The sequence below is a fragment of the Kineosporia mesophila genome (assembly GCF_021129235.1).
In the GTDB taxonomy this organism is placed as follows: domain Bacteria; phylum Actinomycetota; class Actinomycetes; order Actinomycetales; family Kineosporiaceae; genus Kineosporia; species Kineosporia mesophila.
On sequence record NZ_JAJOMA010000003.1, the window covers coordinates 203,335 to 221,843 of the forward strand.

At 69.9% G+C, this 18,509-nt stretch carries 17 protein-coding genes; 9 read left to right on the forward strand and 8 right to left on the reverse strand.

Annotated elements, in window-relative coordinates; genetic code table 11:
• Window positions 1-49 precede the first annotated feature (49 nt).
• The 3 genes from LR393_RS05830 to LR393_RS05840 all read right to left on the reverse strand — a co-directional run bounded on the left by LR393_RS05830 (window position 50) and on the right by LR393_RS05840 (window position 4,084).
• Window positions 50-1,045 (reverse strand): ABC transporter permease, encoded by a 996-nt coding sequence (locus tag LR393_RS05830; protein WP_231482147.1) that lies wholly within the window; start codon window positions 1,043-1,045, stop codon window positions 50-52.
• A 386-nt stretch (window positions 1,046-1,431) separates the two neighbouring features.
• Complete coding sequence (locus LR393_RS05835; RefSeq protein ID WP_231482148.1) at window positions 1,432-2,535, reverse strand: phospholipase D-like domain-containing protein; 1,104 nt, start codon at window positions 2,533-2,535, stop codon at window positions 1,432-1,434.
• A 52-nt stretch (window positions 2,536-2,587) separates the two neighbouring features.
• On the reverse strand, window positions 2,588-4,084 hold the full coding sequence (locus tag LR393_RS05840; RefSeq protein WP_231482149.1) for a GntT/GntP/DsdX family permease: 1,497 nt from the start codon (window positions 4,082-4,084) through the stop codon (window positions 2,588-2,590).
• 200 nt (window positions 4,085-4,284) lie between these two features.
• Between LR393_RS05840 and LR393_RS05845 the strand changes: the two genes are divergently transcribed.
• Window positions 4,285-5,883, forward strand: coding sequence for a DHA2 family efflux MFS transporter permease subunit (locus LR393_RS05845; protein WP_231482150.1), 1,599 nt, complete (start codon window positions 4,285-4,287; stop codon window positions 5,881-5,883).
• A 74-nt stretch (window positions 5,884-5,957) separates the two neighbouring features.
• Entirely contained in the window at window positions 5,958-6,659 is a 702-nt protein-coding gene (locus LR393_RS05850) for a TetR/AcrR family transcriptional regulator (protein ID WP_231482151.1), read from the forward strand.
• A 48-nt stretch (window positions 6,660-6,707) separates the two neighbouring features.
• Here the strand turns inward: LR393_RS05850 and LR393_RS05855 are convergent, their stop codons facing one another.
• The 4 genes from LR393_RS05855 to rpsD form a co-directional block, all read right to left on the reverse strand.
• On the reverse strand, window positions 6,708-8,279 hold the full coding sequence (locus tag LR393_RS05855; protein ID WP_231482152.1) for a methyl-accepting chemotaxis protein: 1,572 nt from the start codon (window positions 8,277-8,279) through the stop codon (window positions 6,708-6,710).
• An 86-nt stretch (window positions 8,280-8,365) separates the two neighbouring features.
• Window positions 8,366-9,199 carry an SGNH/GDSL hydrolase family protein gene (locus LR393_RS05860; RefSeq protein WP_231482153.1) on the reverse strand — a complete coding sequence of 278 codons (834 nt, stop codon included), beginning with the start codon at window positions 9,197-9,199 and terminating at the stop codon, window positions 8,366-8,368.
• A 122-nt stretch (window positions 9,200-9,321) separates the two neighbouring features.
• Window positions 9,322-10,023, reverse strand: a complete 702-nt coding sequence (locus LR393_RS05865) for a (2Fe-2S)-binding protein (RefSeq protein ID WP_231482154.1) — start codon at window positions 10,021-10,023, stop codon at window positions 9,322-9,324.
• 180 nt (window positions 10,024-10,203) lie between these two features.
• Window positions 10,204-10,812: a 30S ribosomal protein S4 gene (gene rpsD / locus LR393_RS05870; RefSeq protein ID WP_231482155.1), complete on the reverse strand. Its 609-nt coding sequence runs from the start codon at window positions 10,810-10,812 to the stop codon at window positions 10,204-10,206.
• Window positions 10,813-11,173: 361 nt separating this feature from the next.
• Between rpsD and LR393_RS05875 the strand changes: the two genes are divergently transcribed.
• The 5 genes from LR393_RS05875 (at window position 11,174) to LR393_RS05895 (ending at window position 15,118) form a co-directional block, all read left to right on the forward strand.
• Entirely contained in the window at window positions 11,174-11,608 is a 435-nt protein-coding gene (locus tag LR393_RS05875; protein WP_231482156.1) for a DUF2470 domain-containing protein, read from the forward strand.
• Between the two features lie 54 nt (window positions 11,609-11,662).
• Window positions 11,663-12,199, forward strand: a complete 537-nt coding sequence (locus tag LR393_RS05880) for a ferritin (protein WP_231482157.1) — start codon at window positions 11,663-11,665, stop codon at window positions 12,197-12,199.
• 172 nt (window positions 12,200-12,371) lie between these two features.
• Window positions 12,372-12,782 (forward strand): RidA family protein, encoded by a 411-nt coding sequence (locus LR393_RS05885; RefSeq protein ID WP_231482158.1) that lies wholly within the window; start codon window positions 12,372-12,374, stop codon window positions 12,780-12,782.
• Window positions 12,783-12,794: 12 nt separating this feature from the next.
• A complete protein-coding gene (locus LR393_RS05890; RefSeq protein ID WP_231482159.1) occupies window positions 12,795-14,168 on the forward strand; it encodes an acyl-CoA synthetase in 1,374 nt (457 codons plus the stop codon).
• A gap of 11 nt (window positions 14,169-14,179) precedes the next feature.
• The gene (locus LR393_RS05895) at window positions 14,180-15,118 is read left to right on the forward strand and encodes a ribose-phosphate diphosphokinase (RefSeq protein ID WP_231482160.1); all 939 of its coding nucleotides are present in this window, start codon (window positions 14,180-14,182) and stop codon (window positions 15,116-15,118) included.
• A gap of 65 nt (window positions 15,119-15,183) precedes the next feature.
• Here the strand turns inward: LR393_RS05895 and LR393_RS05900 are convergent, their stop codons facing one another.
• On the reverse strand, window positions 15,184-16,644 hold the full coding sequence (locus LR393_RS05900; RefSeq protein WP_231482161.1) for a DUF6924 domain-containing protein: 1,461 nt from the start codon (window positions 16,642-16,644) through the stop codon (window positions 15,184-15,186).
• Window positions 16,645-16,756: 112 nt separating this feature from the next.
• Here LR393_RS05900 and LR393_RS05905 point away from each other — a divergent pair, with 112 nt between their 5' ends.
• Both LR393_RS05905 and LR393_RS05910 read left to right on the forward strand, forming a co-directional pair.
• Complete coding sequence (locus tag LR393_RS05905; RefSeq protein ID WP_231482162.1) at window positions 16,757-17,299, forward strand: MarR family winged helix-turn-helix transcriptional regulator; 543 nt, start codon at window positions 16,757-16,759, stop codon at window positions 17,297-17,299.
• Between the two features lie 201 nt (window positions 17,300-17,500).
• Window positions 17,501-18,493, forward strand: coding sequence for an EAL domain-containing protein (locus LR393_RS05910; RefSeq protein WP_231482163.1), 993 nt, complete (start codon window positions 17,501-17,503; stop codon window positions 18,491-18,493).
• Window positions 18,494-18,509: the final 16 nt, after the last annotated feature.

The following is an 18,509-nucleotide window of genomic DNA, read 5'->3' on the forward strand; positions in this document are numbered from 1 at the left end:
GGAAAATCGTTGCAGGGGAACAGCGCCGAACCCCCGTACGAGTGGGACGTCAGCGGGCGCGGGGGTCCAGGGCGTCCCTCAGGCCGTCACCGAGGATGTTGAAGGCCAGCACCGTCACGAAGATCGCGACACCGGGCACCATCATGAAGGTGGGGTCGACCCGGTAGTACGTGGTGGCCTCGGAGAGCATGCCGCCCCAGGTCGGGGTGGGCGGGCGCACACCCACGCCGAGGAAGGACAGGGCCGCCTCGAACAGGATGTTGGTCGGGATCAGCAGCGTGGCGTACACCAGGATCGGCGCGGCCAGGTTCGGCAGCAGCTCGCGGAACAGGATGTACGGCGTGCGGGCGCCGAGACTACGTGCGGCGTCGACGAACTCACGCTCACGCAGCGACAGGGTCTGCCCGCGCACGATGCGGCCGATGTAGGGCCAGTTGAAGAAGCCGATGATGAAGATCAGCAGCGCGATGCGCAGGGCGTCGCCGTTCAGCCCGAACGCCTTGTCGGGCACCACGCCGGCCAGGGCCAGGGCGAACACCAGCAGCGGGAACGCCAGGAAGAGGTCCATGGTGCGGCTGATCAGGGTGTCGACCCAGCGGCCGTAGTAGCCGGCGACGACCCCGAGCACCGTGCCGATGAGCACCGACAGCAGCGTCGCGAGAAACGCGATGAGCAGAGAGATCCGGGCCCCGTAGACCACCCGGCTGAACAGGTCGCGACCGTTCAGCGGTTCCACGCCGAGCAGGAAGTCGCCGGTGATGCCACCCAGCGGGTGGATCGGCGTGGCCAGGTCCGGGTCGATCTGGTCGGGGTGGAACTCGTTGGGCGGGTGGCCCAGGAGACCCACGACCAGCGGCGCGAAGATCGCGATCAGGATGAGCAGGACGACGATGACGCCGCCGGCCAGCGCCCAGCGGTCACGCCGGAGCCGCAGCCAGGCGATCCGCGTGAGGGAGCGCCCCTGGATCGCCACCCCGGCACCGGAGAGAACGGCCTCGGGCTGTGCTTCGGTCGCACCCCCGGGTACGTCGAGCGGAGCTGACATACGGGTCGGACTCTCCTTCTGGCGGACCTACGACCGGGCGGTGCGGGTTCGGGAACGGGACCTGGTGGAACGCGTTGACAGGAACAGGCAGTGCGACGGAGCTGGACTTCCGGCGGAGCAGAGGAGCAGACGCGACTGGATCACCCCGGAACGGGGCTGGGACACGGTATGACCAGAACGGGAACGAAGTGCAAAACTTCCTGTTACCCGCGAGTTTCGGTGCACGTTAGCCACTCGGGAACCGTCTGGCCAGTAAGGTTGCCCTTAGTTCGGCCGATATGTCACTGCTGTGGGCCCGCTGTCATCTGATTGTGATGAATCCACGCTCAGGACCGCCCGGGCGGCGAAACAAAGAATTAACGCCGATCCCTGAACCCCGGACGGGCTCAGACCGGCTCGGCCAGGTCCCGGACGATCCGCTCGATCTCGGCCAGCGCGTAGCCCGCCAGACGCCGTTGCGCTTCCTCGCTCACCGCGTCGGTCTCCTCGAGATCACCGATGACGATGATGTTCTCGTCGTTCAGCGTGGTCGCCGGGCCGGTGTAGTTGAAACTGCCGATCACCAGGAGTCGTTCGTCGATCACCATGAGCTTGTGGTGCAGCTTGCGCACGCCGGTGCCCGGCCGGTTCTGGTGCAGTTCCACGCCGGCCGCCTTCAGGGGCTGCGTCGCCGACCACCGCTGCACACCCTGTCCCCGGTCGAGCACACCCCGCAGCCGGTCCAGGGCCGGCGCCAGGCGGATCATCGCGTCGTCAATACCGGACGACTGCGCGAAGGTGAACATCGCGAAGTCGATGCTGGTGGCGGCTTTGAGCATCTGCTTCATGATCTCCATCTCCGGCCCCTGACGGGGCGCGAAAACGGGCTTGACCCGCACTTTCCCGAGCCGGAACTCGACCGGACGGGCCTCCACCCGCTCGTGCGTGGCGCCGAAGAGACCCGAGCGCATCCGGTCGAACTCGGCCAGGTAGGTCTTCGCCGCAGTGCGGCCGTAGAGGATCGCGACGTGGTTGAGGTTGTTGCCGACCACCCCCGGCGACTGCGGCGGGTCGTTCGTGCCGGTGTCGGTACGGGTGAAGTTGGCCGAGCCGGTCAGCACCGCGGCGGTCGGCTCACCCGGGTCCCGCACGATGAACTTCTGGTGGAAGATGGCCGGATTCAGGTCGGTGACCACGTCGACCCCCGACCGCAGCAGCGCGGAATGGATGACGCGGTTGGTCTCGTTGTCACCGGCCGGCGCCCAGGGGTCGCCCGGCGGCCGGGTCTCGGTGAGGTAGTCGCCCTCGAGGATCAGCCGCACCCGGATCTTCGCGGCCTGCGCGGCCAGTACGGCCTCGGCCACCGATCGCGAGTCCAGTTCCTGCACCGCGACGGCCAGGCTGCGCTTGGCCCCGCCGATGAAGTCGCGCACGACCTCGTCCAGGTCGTCCGGGCCGCCGAGCGCGGGCGGGCCCATGAACAACTCGATACCGCCGACCTTGATACCCATGCGGCCTCCCCTGCCTGCAGTAGTCATCAGACACCGGCAGGACACCTCTTGACTAGACCAGCAGCGAAAGCAGCAGCACCCCGGCCAGGCCGATCACCGAGATCAGCGTCTCCATCACCGACCAGGTGCGCAGCGTCTGCCCCACGGTGAGGCCGAGATACTCCTTCACCAGCCAGAATCCGGCGTCGTTGACGTGCGAGAAGAACAGCGAGCCGGTACCGATCGCCAGCACCAGCAGCGACAGCTCGGGGTTGCTCAGGTCGGCGGCCAGCGGCACCACGATGCCGGCCGCCGTGATGGTGGCGACCGTGGCCGAGCCGGTGGCCACCCGGATCCCGACGGCCACCAGCCAGCCCAGCAGCAGGGGCGACAGGTCGGCGTCCCGGGCCGCGTCGGCGATCACCTGGCCGACCCCGGCATCGATCAGCACCTGCTTGAAACCGCCTCCGGCGGCGACAATCAGGAGGATGGCAGAGATCGACGGCAGCGCCCCGGCAATGCTGCCCGAGACCTGCGAGCGGTCCATCCCGGTGGCGAAGCCCAGGGTGAACATGGCCAGCAGCACACCGGCCAGCAGCGCGACCAGCGGCTCCCCCGCCACCTCGAGGGCCTCGCGCAGCCCGTCACCCTCGTCGAGAGTCAGCTCACCGACGGCCCGCACGAGCATCAGGACGACCGGGAGCAGGATGGTCAGCACGGCGGGCCAGAAGGCGGGGCGGCGGGTCGTCGATCCGATGGTGGACGCCGGTCCGCCCCGGTCGGTGGGCACGCCCACCTCATCGGCCGTCCCCGACCCGGGACGAACGTCCCCGGTTCCTCCTCGACGCTCGACCTCGTCCTCAGTGACCCCGCCGGAGGCCACCAGCGCCCCAGGCGCCTGGGCCACCACGTACCGCGACACCCACGACGCGAACACCGGCCCCGCCAGGATCACCGTGGGGATCGCCAGGATCAGGCCGAACATCAGCGTCAGACCGAGATCGGCGTCCAGAGCGGTGACCGCGGCCAGAGGACCGGGATGTGGGGGCACCAGACCGTGCAACACCGAGAGCCCGGCAAGTGCGGGGATGGCGACTTTCAGCAGCGGGACCTGCGTCCGCGCGGAGACCAGGAGCACCACCGGAATCAGCAGGACGACACCGATCTCGAAGAACAGCGGCAGTCCGATCAGGGCCGCCACCCCGGCCATCGCCCAGGGCAGCCGGCCCCCGGGAACCCGGCTGACCACCCGGTCGACGATCCGGTCGGCCCCGCCCGAGTCGGCCAGCAGCGCCCCGATCATGTTGCCCAGCGCGATCAGCAGGCCGACCGTTCCGGCCGTGGTCCCGACCCCGGCGGTGAAACTGTCGATGGTTCCCGTGACCCCGAGGCCGCCGACGATCCCGAGCACGGCGGACCCCAGTACCAGGGCCAGGAACGGGTGCAGTCCCGCCAGCGCGATGAGCACGATGACGACGGCGATCCCCAGCACCGCCGCCGTGATCAGCCGGGCGTCCCCCGACGCCTTCACGGTTCCGGCCGCGAGCAGCGGCAGGGCGGACGACGTCACGAGACCCTCCTTGGTCCGTACAGCCCGTAGTGGTGCAACCCCGGGACGGTAGGCAGAATATCCGTTTTGCGCATTTCCAGGGCGCCTCGCTCAGCCGCGACACAGCCTCTGCCCAGGGGGAAACTAAGTGGAATCCGCCTTTCCACTTCCACTAGGGTGTTCCGGAAACTTCTCTCCACTTCTTTCTCCCGGGGATCTCCATGTCAACCACAGAACCTCACCAGGCCGACGGGGCCGGTGCGCCGGCTCCGGCACCGGCCCCGACGGCGCCCGACGCACCGCAGGGCCTCGACCGCGGGCTGCTGCTCGTGGCGGCCTGCGTCGTGCTCGGCGCCATCATGTCCATCCTCGACGTCACCGTCGTCAACGTGGCACTGCCGTCGCTGGTCGACGACTTCAACACCAACCTCGCCACGATTCAGTGGGTGGCCACCGGCTACACCCTGGCGCTGGCCACGGTCATCCCGCTGACCGGCTGGGGCGCAGAGCGTTTCGGCACCAAGCGGCTCTACATGACCTCGATCTTCCTGTTCGTGATCGGCTCGGTGCTGTCCGGCATTGCCTGGAACGACACGTCTCTCATCGCCTTCCGGGTGCTGCAGGGTCTCGGCGGCGGCATGGTGATGCCGGCCGGTATGACGATCCTGACCCGCGCCGCCGGCCCGCAGCGCCTGGGCCGCGTGATGGCCGTGATGGGTGTGCCGATGCTGCTCGGCCCGATCCTCGGCCCGATCCTCGGCGGCTGGCTGGTGGAAGATTTCAGCTGGCGCTGGATCTTCATCATCAACGCCCCGATCGGCGCGCTGGCTCTGTTCATGTCCTTCCGCATCCTGCCGAAAGACGTTCCCACGCCCGGCCACAAGCTGGACTGGACCGGTCTGTTCCTGCTCTCCCCCGGCCTCGCCCTGCTGATCTTCGGCCTGGCCCAGTCGTCCGAGAAGAGCGGCTTCGGCCACTCCATCGTGATCGGCCCGATGGTCGTCGGCGCCGTACTGCTGGCCGTCTTCGTCTGGCACGCCCTGCGCAAGGGCGACGACGCGCTGATCGACCTGCGCCTGTTCACCAACAAGGTCTTCGCGGCCTCCTCGGTCACCATGGGCCTGATGATCATCTCGGTGTTCGGCGGCATGCTGCTGCTGCCGCTGTACCTCCAGCAGGTGCGCGGCGAGGGCGCTTTCGACACCGGTCTGCTGCTGGCCCCGCAGGGCCTCGGCGCGATGATCGCCATGCCGATCGCCGGCATCCTCGTCGACCGCACCGGCGTCGGCCGGGTCGCCCCGTTCGGCCTGCTGGCCGTGGCGCTGTCGTTCATCGGCCTGACCCAGATCGCCGCCGACACGTCCTACTGGGAGCTGTCGGCCTACCTGTTCCTCCAGGGTGTCGGCATGGGCTTCTCGATGATGCCGCTGATGACCGGCGCCATGCAGACGCTGCGCCACGCCGCCGTGGCCAAGGCCAGCACCACGCTGAACATCATTCAGCAGGCCGGCTCGTCCATCGGTACCGCGGTGATGGTCGTGATCCTCACGGCCGCCATCAAGGACAAGGTGCCCGCCGAGGCGCTCGCCGCCCAGGGGGCCGTCGCGGCCGACCCGTCCAAGGCCCAGGACCCCACCGTCCTGGCCGGTCTCCAGGAGGCTCTGGCCCGCACGGCCGAGGCCTTCGGCCACACCTTCTGGTGGGCCACGGCCATGGTCGCCGTCGCCTTCGTGGTGGCCGCCGTGCTGCTGCCGAAGCGCAAGCCGCAGATCAGCGACGAAGAGGCCGCGCAGATGCAGGCCCACATGATGATGGGCTGACCGACCGGCGAAACCCGGCGGGAACCCGGCATCATGGTCGAGACACAGTGGTTTTCCCTCTGGGAGGTCCGGCAATGACGCTGGAACAGACAGTAGGGCGGGAAGAACGACGGCCGCTGCGGGCCGACGCCGAGCGCAACCGGCGCCGGATCCTCGCGGCGGCGGCCGAGGTGTTCGCCGAACGCGGCCTCGACGCCGGCCTGGACGAGATCGCTCGTCGTGCCGGCGTCGGCACCGGCACGGTCTACCGCCGGTTCCCGGACAAGTCCTCGCTCATCGAGGCCCTGTTCGTGAGCCGGGTGGAGGCCCTGGTCGAGCTGACCGAGCAGGCCCGCGACGCGCCCGACGCGTGGACCGGGCTGGTCACTCTCATCACCCGGTCGGTCGAGATGCAGATCGCCGACCGGGGGCTGAAAGAGCTGCTCTTCGGCGATGTCTCGGTAGCGGCGTCAATGCAGGCGCAGGTGGTGGAGAAGGTGGCCCGGATCCGGCCCACCGTCGCCGCGATCCTGGCCCAGGCCAAGGCCGAAGGCGCTGTGCGTCAAGACGTCTCGGTCACCGACCTGGCCGTCACGCAGTTCATGCTGCACGGGGTGGGAAAGTTCTCCACCCCCGACGCCTGGCGGCGGCAGCTGGCGCTCGTGCTGGCCGGGCTGCGACCCGACAACAGCACGCTCCCATTGCCCGGTGTGCCGCTGAGCGACCAGCAACTGCTCCAGATCTGCGCCCCGGACTGCGTGGGGCCCCCGGGACACCTCTCGGTGGTCCCGGACTGATCGCCGGTCACGGGGCCCGGGCCGATATCGGCCCGGGCCCCGTGACGTTCAGGCCGGCAGGCGGAAGCTCGAGATCAGGCTGTTCAGCTGCTGCCGCAGGGAGGCGATCTGCTGGGCGTTGTCGGTGCCCTGCTGCATCGACGCCGCATTGGTCGCGGCGTCCTGGGCGGCCGAGGCGATCGAGCCGGCGATCTGCGTGGAGCCGTTCGCCGCCTCGTTCACCCCCGAGTTGATGGCCTGCGTGGTGGCACTCTGCTCCTCCACCGCCGAGGCGATCGTGGCCTGGTACTCGTTGATCCGGTTGATGACGGCGGCGACCCCCTGGATCGCCTCACCGGCCTGCACGGCGTCGGCCTGGATGGTCTCGACCCGGCTGGAGATGTCCTCGGTGGCCCGGGCCGTCTCCTGCGCCAGCTGCTTCACCTCGTCCGCGACCACCGCGAACCCCTTACCGGCATCCCCGGCCCGCGCCGCCTCGATCGTGGCGTTCAGCGCGAGCAGATTGGTCTGCTCGGCGATCGAGGTGATCAGCTTGATCACGTCACCGATCTCCCGCGAGCTGTCCCCCAGCTTGTTCATGGTTCCGGTGGTCGACTCCACGGCGTTCACCGCGGCGGTCGCCTCCCGGGCGGCATCACCGGCGCTGCGGGCGATCTCACCGATCGAGGCGCCCATCTCCTCGGAGCCGGCCGCGACCGCCTGGATGTTGGCCGACACCTCGTTGGCCGTGGCCGAGACCGCGCCCATCTGGGTGGAGGTGCGCTCGGACGAGGCCCCCACCTCGGAGAAAATGCCGCTCAGGCTCACCGCCGAGTCGCCCAGCCGGTTGCTGGAGTCCGCCAGCTGCCGGAACATCTGCACCAACTTCAGGCGCATGGTCTCCAGGGACCCGGCCATCAGCGCCAGCTCGTCCCGGCCGTGCACCGGCACGACATGGGTCAGGTCGCCCTTCGACACCTCGTCCACGGCCGTGCGCAGCTCGTCGACGCTGCTGCTGATCCGCCGGCCGTAGGCCAGCAGCGAACCACCGATCAGCAGGGCGGTGAAGGCGCACAGGGCCAGGGTGACGATGTTGGTGGTCTTGCCGACGCTGTGAATCTCGTTGTTCAGCGCCACGATCCGGGTATAGGCCGTCTTCTGGGCCGTCGCGGTGGCGGCGCTGGTGGCCGCTGACAGCGCTGTGAGCTGCTTGGTCTGCTCGGCCTGATCGGCCTGGTCCTTGACCGCGCCGGCCGCGGAGAGGTAGTCCCCGAGCGCGGAGTAGGCCGACCCGATCGCGGTGATCTCCCGCTGGAGACGATCCGAGATGTCGAGTGCCGTGTTCGTCTCGACCAGGGTCTGCATGGTCGCCAGATCTGTCGTCAGCCTCTTCCTGTAGGCCTCGGCGGCGGACGGTACGTAGTTCACGACCGTGTTGTCGAGAACGATGCTCGAACCGGTGTTCTGTATGTCCTTGGTACCGATGTACGCCAGGACGAGCTGGTCGTACTCGGTCCGCTTGGACGTCTGGCTGCGGTACGAGAGGTTCACCACGATCGCGATCGCCACCAGCGTGATGACGGTGAGGGCCACCAGCACGTTGAACACCCGGCGGATCGGCCAGGCCGAGAGACGAGACATGTACCAGCTACCCCTAACAGCGAAACCCGAGTTGTCGAGGTTCGTATCGGGACCGCCGGAGTCTCGCTGAAGGCCCCGGCACCCGTTCAGGGGGCAGCGACGATCTCGACCAGATCGGCCCGTTTCGGCAGCAGCGCGTCGCCGCTGGAGACCCCGCGCAGACGGCGGCCGATCCACGGCGCCAGGAACGTGCGGGCCCAGCGCAGGTCGGAGGCGATGTCCGCGACCCGGCCGGTGACGACCTTCTCCGGCAGCGACGCCCGCCACCAGCCGGTCTCCCCCGCCAGCAGCGCCGGATCACCCAGGCCGAGCGACTCCATCGCCGCCGCGGCCACCCGGGCGTGCCCCTCCGGGGCCAGGTGCAGCCGGTCCTCGTGCCAGAAGCGGCGGTCGAGCAGGGCGGGGGCGGTGCCGATGTCGGCCAGGGCGCACTCGTAACGGTCGGCCACGCGGCGCACGCAGGTGTTGAACGCGGTGAATTTACTGATCAGGCCGGACGTGCCGCGAGCCACCCGGTCGCCGGGGGCGCGGGGCGGGCCGAGTGAGGTGAACAGCAGCACCTGCGAACCGTTCTCCCGCAGCCGGGCCACGTTCTCCTCGAAGGTCGCGAACACCCGGCCCAGGTCGGCGCGCGGGCGCAGCGTGTCGTTGCCCCCGGCGTTGAACGCGACCAGCGCCGGCTTCAGGGCCAGCGCCACCGGCACCTGTTCGGCCACCACCTGATCGAGCAGACGGCCGCGGATGGCCAGGTTGGCGTAGCGCACCCGGCCGTTGGCGGTGGCCAGGCCGTCGGCGACGCGGTCGGCCCAGCCCCGGTGCCGCCCGTCCGGCCCGATCTCGTCGTGCAGACCCTCGGTGAACGAGTCCCCGAGGGCGACGAAGCTGTCGAGGGACGCGGGGTCGATGGTGCGCAGGGCCATGGGTGCCTTCCTGAGGCCGGAGGTCGGTGAGAACCTTCTTTGTTCGTGATCATGCAAGGTGTCCCCAGCGTTCTAGAACTGTCACCGCCGGGGTTCTAGAACTCCGGGGACACCTTGCATGATCACGAAGGTGATGGGGAGGGGCTCGGTGCCCTGGCTGCCGCGTGGGCCTCCAGCCTCTCCCGGCGCTCGGCCGGGAGCTGGCGGGGGCAGCTGAGGCACTTACCCATCGGCACCCGGTAGATCAGGCAGCACGAGACCCGGTGCACGTAGGTGCTCGGTGCAGCGCCGGGGCGACCTGGCACTTCGACGAAGCGGGGCGTGGGGCTCAGCGGCGAACAGGCGGCGGCGACCTGCGCGGCCAGGGCGGCCGGGTCGGGAGCCCGGGAGGCGAGCAGCCGGGTGGCCAGGGAATCGGCGGCGACCGCCCACAACGACTGGGACGTGACCTGGCCGACGTCACCGAGCGCCGCGATCACCGGGGCGAGGGCGGCATCGAGATGGCGGCCGAAGGCGGCGGGACCGGGGGCCAGGGGGTGTCCGGGTACGACCCGCTCCAGACCGGACGGCCGCGCGGTCATCCGCAGCACCGCCGGGTCGAGCGAGAGGCCGGCCCCGAGCAGGACGAGTTCGTGGACGGACTGCCCGATCAGCACCGCACTCGTGGAGTACCACCAGAGGGTGGCGCTCAGGCGGGGCTCCTGGCAGCCGTAGAAGGTGCCTGTGTCACGCACCTGACCGGACAGCCAGTCACGATCCAGGAGCAGGCTGCCGGGCAGGAGACCGATGGGTTCGGGCAGACCGCCGGTGATGCCGACGGTCATGCCCGACTCCCTCATCGAGAAGAACTGAACACCCGGGTGACCAAGGTCACAGCTTTGGGGCAACGACCGTAGCGGTGCAGGAACCCAAAATTCCGGGCCCTGCACCGCGTACGTCACCCGTGGAGGTGAACAGCCAGAGTGGTGCGAGGTGTTGCTGGGTGGTGCCGAGCTAGGAGCTGATCAGCGCGAGTAGTACTCGACGACGAGCTGCTCGTTGCAGGTCACCGGAACCTCTTCGCGGACCGGCAGGCGAACCAGCCGGGCGTGGAGCTGCGGGAGCAGCACCTCGAGGTAGGGCGGGGTGGTGGCCAGCTGGTGCGCACCGGCGGCCGCGACCTGGAACGGTGCCTTGTTGCGGCTGCGCGGCGCGACCGCGATCACGTCTTCCGGCTTGACCTGGTACGACGGCTTGTCGACCAGGATGCCGTTGACGGTGATGTGACGGTGAACCACGTTCTGGCGGGCCTGGTAGATGGTGCGGGCGAAGCCGCTGCGCAGCACCAGGGCGTCGAGACGGGTCTCGAGCGAGACGACCAGCGCCTCGCCGGTCTTCGAGGCGCCGCGGTGAGCCTTCTCGAAGGCCCGGGCCATCTGCGTCTCGCTGATGTTGTACTGGAAGCGCAGACGCTGCTTCTCGAGCAGACGCACCTTGTAGTCCGAGGTGGACTTGCGCGCACGACCGTGGTCGCCCGGCGGGTAGGGGCGCTGCTCGAAGTACTTCACGCACTTCGGGGTGAGCGGGATGCCGAGGGCGCGAGACAACTTCGCCTTGGGACGGGGGTTATTCACTGACTGATCTCCACGGTAGTTTAGGTAAGGCTTACCTATGTTGCTGGAGGCGCAAGTGGACACCCGCACGCACACCCCCACCCGCCCGTCACAGGCGGAAAGAGCTCGAACTGTTCTGGCCGCGGCCGCCTCGGTGTCGGTCCGGTGGGACGGCGGTCGCGTTGACCTTCTCGGATGTCATCACGACGACCCGATGGGCGACGTGATCCTAACGCTAGAGACAAGCAGCACGTTAGCTCGGGCTGCTCAGGCAGCCCGAGGAACTTCCGAGGAAGATATTCCAGTCACCGTAGAGCTTACCGAACTCTGCGCGGTCAGTGTGCGCGACCGGGTCCGGTCACGCGTCTGCCTGGGTGGCTGGATGTCGCTCGCCCACCCCGCCCCACCGGGCCGGGCCGCCTCGACCGGGTCCGTCGGCCTGCGGATCGACGTGGCCGAAGTCATGCTCGAGGAGGACGGCCGCCACGACTGGGTCACCGTGGAGGACTACCGGCGCAGCGAGCCGGACCCCCTCCACCTCGGCGCCGCCGACCAGCTCCAGCACCTCGTCGCCCATCATCCGGACGCGATCGTCACGCTGTCCCGGCTCTGCGAGCCCGAGGCGATGCTCGGGGTGATCAGGGTGATGCCGATCGCCCTCGACCGCTACGGCATCGTGCTGCGGGTCGAGAAGCTCCGCGACCACACGGACGTCCGCCTGGCGTTTCGCCGCCGGGTCGACTCCGGCACGGAGGCGGCCGCCGAGCTACGACATCTCCTGGCCGAGGGGAGCCGCCGCCGGCCGTGCGCCCGATGACCGGTCTAGGGTGAAAAACTTCCCGATCGTCCCCGGACCGAAGGCGGAAGAGCCATGTCGGACAAGGAATCGCCGTTCGTCACCCTGCTCCAGGAGCAGATCAACCACGAGTTCACCGCCCAGCAGCAGTACGTCGCCCTGGCGGTGTGGTTCGACGCACGCGATCTTCCGCAGCTGGCCGGGTTCTACTACCGGCAGGCCGTCGAGGAGCGCAACCACGCGATGATGATGGTCAAGTACCTCCTGGACCGGGACATCCCGCCGCGGATCCCCGGCTTCGGCAACATCCGCAACGACTTCGGCGAGCCGACCGAACTGGTGGCCCTGGCCCTCGCCCAGGAAGAGACCGTCACCCGCCAGATCGAGGCGCTGTTCAAGGCGGCCCGGGACGGCGGTGACTTCCTGGGCGAGCAGTTCATGCTCTGGTTCCTCAAGGAGCAGGTCGAGGAGGTCGCCTCGATGCAGACGCTGCTGACCATCTGCGAGCGGGCCGGCACCGACTACTTCAAGATCGAGGACTTCGTGGCCCGGGAGACCGGGTCCGAGCCGGCCGACCCGTCCGCCCCGGCCGTGGCCGGGGGAGCTCTGTAACCACAAGTGCATCAAACAATCCCAAAGTATTACAGGTAGGCTGTAGACGGACAGAGCGGGGCGTCTGTAATGCTGGGCGCCCCGCTCCTCGCGTTCCCCCACTCCCGTTCGCCCTTGCTCGTACTGCCCTGCCGTCCGGCCTGCCGTCGAACCGTCGAAGGATTCCCCCCAGATGACCCAGCGCTCCGCCCTGACCCCGCCGGACTCCCCGGCACCCACCCTGCCCTTCTCCGCCGGCGTGCGGGCGGGTAACACCGTGCAGGTCTCGGGTCAGGGCCCGACCGACCCCGCGACCGGTGAGTTCGTGCACCAGGGCGATGTGAAGGCCCAGACCCTGCGGGTGCTGGAGAACGTCGAGGCCGTGCTCAGCGCCGGTGGCGCCACGTTCGACGACGTGATCATGCTGCGCGTCTACCTCACCACCCGCGACCACTTCAGCGCGATGAACGAGGCCTACGCCGAATACCTCACCGCCCGCTGCGAGAGCGGCGTGCTGCCCTCGCGCACCACGGTGATGGTCGGCCTGCCCCACCCCGACATGCTGGTGGAGATCGACGCCCTGGCCGTCGTCGTCCGGAGCTGATGAACTGACCGGATGCCGCTGCTCACCTCGCTGACCGAGACCGTCACCGACCCGGGCGACGCCGTGCGGATCGGCGCGGTGGGCCTGGGCCGTGAGCAACTGCTGGCGGCCGCCACCGCGGTCGCCGACCGGGTGGCGGGGGCGAAGGCAGTGGCGATCGAGGCCACCGCGGACGCCCGCACGGTCACCGGCATCGTCGGCTGCCTGCTGGCGGGCGTGCCGGTGGTGCCCGTGCCCCCGGACAGCGGCGACACCGAGCGCGCGCACATCCTGCGTGACGGCGGCGCCGACCTCGTCCTCGATCCACAGACGATCGATCTGGGGGCGAAGGGCACGGGCAGCCACCCCGACCCCGCGCCCGACCGCATCGCGCTGATTCTCTACACCAGCGGCACCACCGGAGCCCCCAAGGGCGTACCGGTCACCCACGCCGCGATCGCCGCCGGTCTGGACTCCCTGGCCCAGGCCTGGGACTGGACCCCGGACGACACCCTCGTCCACGGACTGCCGATCTTCCACGTGCACGGCCTGGTACTGGGTGTCCTGGGCCCTCTGCGTCACGGGTCCCGGCTGGTGCACACGGTGCGCCCGAAACCCACCGAGTACGCCCGGGCCGCCGTGGAACAGCAGGGTTCGCTGTTCTTCGGCGTGCCCACGGTGTGGTCGCGGGTCGCCGCCGACCTGGCATCGGCCACCGCCCTGCGCCGGGCCCGGCTCCTGGTCTCGGGCAGCGCTCCCCTGCCGGCCCCGGTGTTCGGCCGGGTCGAGGAGCTCACCGGGCACCGTCCGGTGGAGCGCTACGGCATGACCGAGACCCTGATCACGGTGAGCAGCCGGGCCGACGGCGAGCGCCGTCCGGGTCTGGTCGGCGTCCCGCTGTCCGGCGTGCGTACCCGATTGGTGGACGACGAGGGCTGCCCCCTGCCCCACGACGGCGAGGCCGTCGGTGAGCTCCAGGTCCATGGCCCCACCGTGTTCGGCGGTTACCTCGGCCGTCCGGACGCGAACGCGTCCGCCTTCACGCCCGACGGCTGGTTCCGCACGGGCGACGTCGCCACGATCCACCCCGACGGCTGGCACCGCATCGTCGGGCGGGCGTCCACCGATCTGATCAAGAGTGGCGGTTACCGTATCGGTGCCGGTGAGATCGAGGACGTTCTGCTCGCCCTGGCGGGCGTGCGCGAGGCCGCGGTGGTCGGGGTTCCCGATGACGATCTGGGCGAGCGCATCGTGGCTTTCGTGGTCGGCGAGGGTCTGACCGCGCAGCCGGTCATCGATCACGTGGCGCGGCAGCTGTCGGTGCACAAGCGGCCGCGTGAGGTCGTGTTCCTGCCCGAGCTGCCGCGTAATGCCATGGGCAAGGTGGTGAAGCAGCTGCTCGGTTAGGATCACTGCATGTGAGAGACATCGCCATCTTCTCCGGCAGCGCCCACGTCGAGCTGGCGGAGGAAATCTGCCAGTACCTCTCCGTGCCGCTCCTTCCCTCGCGCACCTCACGCTTCGCGAACGACTGCCTCGAGGTCCAGTTGCAGGCCAACTGCCGCGAGCGTGACGTGTACCTGATCCAGCCGCTGGTTCCGCCGGTGCAGGACAATCTGGTCGAGCTGCTCCTGCTGCTCGACGCCGCCCGGGGGGCATCGGCCGCGCGCACCACCGTGGTGATGCCGCACTACGCCTACGCGCGCTCGGACAAGAAGGACGCCCCGCGCATCTCGATCGGTGGCCGTCTGGTCGCCGATCTGCTCAGCACCGCGGGGGCGGGGCGGGTCCTGACGATGACGCTGCACTCCCCCCAGGTGCACGGATTCTTCAGCGTCCCGGTCGATCACCTGCACGCTCTGCGGGAACTCGCGGCGCACTTCCAGCCGAACGACCTGTCCAACACCGTCGTCGTCTCCCCCGACCTCGGTAACGCCAAGGCCGCCACGGCTTTCGCGCGCATCCTCGGGGTGCCGGTCGCGGCGGGCGCCAAGCAGCGCTTCTCCGACGACAAGGTCGTCATCACCGACATCATCGGCGACGTCCGGGGCCGCGACGTCATCGTCCTGGACGACGAGATCGCCAAGGGCAGCACCATTCTCGAGCTGCTCGACCGTCTGCGCGAGCGGGACGTGGGGCAGATCCGGGTGGCCTGCACGCACGGCCTGTTCTCCTCCGGCGCGCTCGACAAGCTCCAGGCCCAGGACGACGTGCTCGAGGTGGTCTGCACCAACACCGTGCCGATCGGCAAGGACAAACACGTACCCAAGCTCACGGTGCTGTCGATCGCCCCCGCTCTCGCCGAGGCGATCCGCCGCATCCACAACGGCGAGTCGGTGTCGTCGCTGTTCCACTGACCTTCATGAATTGAGGACGATGCCGGGCGCGGGTTTCCGGGGTGGGGTCAACCCCGGCGGCCCGTTCAGTACCCCCGGTAGACCTGGTCGGCGGCGTCCGGGTCGGGGAGGTAGTCCTCCCAGTCGGCGTTGGCGAGGCTGAGGTTCGCGAAGATCGAGTAGAGCTCGTCGGCGGTCGCCCGCAGGGTGCGGCTGACCCCCTCGACCGGCTCGTAGTCCTCGCTCGCCTCCGGCAGATCGGGGTTCACCACCAGCACCGGGTAGTCCTCGCCGGTCAGGGCCTCGTGGTCGGCGATGAAGACGATCGCGATCTCGTCCCGGTTCGGCACGGCGGCCAGCACCTCGTCCGGTGTGGCACCGGCCCACCCCGGGTCGTCCACGGGCACCGTCTCGCTGTCCTCGAACAGGTCGCCCTGGCTGCTCGCCGCGTGGAACAGGGCGGCCCAGGCCTCGTCGTCGGAGTAGTCGGTGCGGACCAGCACGAACTCCTGGGCGGGAAGCGGGGGCCGCCCGGGCGGGGCGACGACGACCTCCGGCTCGGGCGATTCCGCGAGGGAGGCCGGCACCAGACCGCCGAGCACCGGGCCGTTCACGTCGTCGGCCGTGGGCGTGACGCCGGCGACCAGGCCGACGAACTCCAGGCCGGCGCACGAGGCGATCCAGTCGACGTTGCCCTTCAGATGGGGCTCCACGTCGGCCTCACCGGCGGCGCGCAGCAGCTCGGGCCGGTTCATCCCGATGCGGCGCCTGGGTCGCTCCTCGCGCAGGTGGCTCACGGTCGCGCCGTCGACGTGCATCGACCATTCCTCGCTCCCGCCGCAGCCGGGCCGGCGGGACTCCCGGACGGCGGTGGTCCCGGTGGAGAGCGGGTCGCCCGGCAGCCCCGGCGCCCCGGCCATCAGCAGGGTGTGCGGGCCCAGCGCGACGGCCGCGACCGGGATCCGGTCGCCGCGCCGGGCCTGGAGTTCCTGCCAGGTGGTCGTGACCTGTTCCTCCCCCGCCAGACCCCAGCGGCCCAGCGCCCGGTCCGGGCTCACATCCCGCACCACCGCGACGGTGTAGCCGTGCTCCGGTGCCAGGGAATCGAAAAGGGCCGCGAGCCGGTGCTGCCGATCGGGAGCCGGGCCCTCCTCACGGGGAGCCGGGGGCTCGTAGGGCGGGAACGGGTCGTAGGACGGCGCGGTGCCGCTGCTCCAGACCGTGGCCCCGTCGGAGTCGAGCAGCACCACGTCACCGGCGTCGGTCAGCCGCAGCAGCACGGCGCCACGCCCGGCCGTACCGGCGCTCCAGCCCCGGTCGCGGTGGTGGTTGCGCACCATCAGGTCGCCGTCCAGACCGAACACCAGGGTGCTCTGGCCGTAGACGTTGTCGCCCGGAACCGTCCACAGCGTGGTGCCGGTGGCCTCGTCGGTCAGCTCGGTACCACCGCCGTACCGGGCGTTGCGCAGCACGAACCGCCCGGAGGGCGATGTCAGGGCGGACCGGTTCAGGAACTGCCCCGGCCGGAGCTCGGATCTACGGGTCATACCTGTCATAGCTGGTCCACGGACCGGTGGGCGCCGACCGTTCAGGCCGCCCATTTGGGTGAGCGCTCAACCTTCTCGCGCGCAGCGGGACACCGAAAGGTACGATGCACGCATGACGGAACCCCGGTGGCTGGATCAGGACGAGCACCACACCTGGCGCTCGTACCTGGCTGCGACCAGGCTTCTCAGCGCCCAGCTCGATCGCGAACTGCAGCGCGACAGCGGCATCCCGCAGTCGTACTACGAAATCTTGGTGCGGCTGTCCGAGTCGCCCGACCGCCGCCTGCGCATGAGCGACCTGGCCGAGGTCAGCGATTCCTCCCGCAGCCGCCTCTCGCACGCGGTGGCGCGGCTCGTGGCCAACGGCTGGGTGGAGCGCGAGAGCTGCCCGACCGACCGCCGGGGCGCGTTCGCCGTGCTCACCGACGCCGGCTTCGAGGCCCTCACCAACGCCGCCCCCGCCCACGTCAGCAGTGTGCGCAGCCACCTGTTCGACCGGCTCAGCCGCGAGCAGATGCTCCAGCTCGGTGAGATCACCGACGCGATCGTGGCCGGGCTGCGCGAGAGCTCCGTCGAGATCGAGCAGGAGTGCACCTCGCGTCAGCACGAGCGGGGTGTCCTGCACGAAGAGCAGCCACCCTCCCGGGTGGCCTGAGCGCGCAGGCGCACCGTCGTCCGTTGTTGGACCGTTTTGGATGCCGCCGCGCTGGCTGGTACCGATCTGAGCCGACTGGACCCGATCGTCCACCGGCCCAGAACCGGCGAGGTGGACACATCCCGGCGTATTGACAGAGTGTTAACGATGATTGACACGCAGTGATGGACTGTGGTGCGCCCGGGTCCTAGCGTGTCGGACGTGACGACTGTCGTTCCGGGGCGCCCCCACGAGGAACCGCCCATCCGCCGGGGATCGTCGGACCTTGCCGTCATCGCGCCGCGCGTGCCCGAGATCGCCGAGCCGATAGCGCAGACGCTGTCGCGCCCGGCCACGATCCGCAGCATCCACCGGCCGGTCGTGGCGCTGGCCGACGGCACCTGTCTGGGCTATCAGGCCACCGTGCGGGTCGGCGACTGGGCCGCCCGCTCGGCCGCGCCGTACTTCGAGGCCGCCGCGCAGGCCGGTCTCTCCGGTCAGCTCGGGGCCCTGGCCCTGCAGGCCGCTGTGCGGGAACGCACCGCCCTGCCCGTGGAGAAGTTCCTCGCCGTGGAGATGGACGCCGACGCCCTGACCCACCGCGACGTGCTCGACGTGCTCGACCTCGCGGGCCAGATCAGCGACCTGGTGCTGAGTCTCATCACGCCACACGTCACCCCGGGACATCCCGCGATCGACGTGCTCTCCGGCCTGCGGGCCCGGGGCCTGCTGCTGGCGGCCGGGGTCGGGGCGGCGGGGCTGGGTGACCTGCTGGCGCTGGAGCACCTGGTGCCCGACCTGATCCAGATACCCGCCGAGCTGGTGCGCGACGTGCACGAGCACGCGGTGCGCCGGCGCCTGGTGGAGAACGTGGTCGACCTGGCCGAGGACCTCGGCGCGGCCGTCCTGGCCGAGGACGTCGAGAGTCTGGACGAGGCCAGCGTGCTGCGCGGCTGTGGCGTGCGCCTGGCCTCGGGCTGGCTGTTCGGGCGCGCCCGGCCGGGTTTCACCCCGCCGTCGCCGGAGGTCTGCGAGTGGCTGCGGGTCTGGAACACCCAGCCCGGGCTGATCCCGCGGCAGGGTGGGGCGACCCCGGCGTCGCACGAGAGCTGGGACGCGGCCCAGCCTCTCGCGGGTGAACCGGTGGGCGGCCGCTACATCGACCTGGACAGCTACCGCAAGAACGACGACACGCAGTGGCCCCGTCCGCTCTGACCCGGCAACCCCCGCC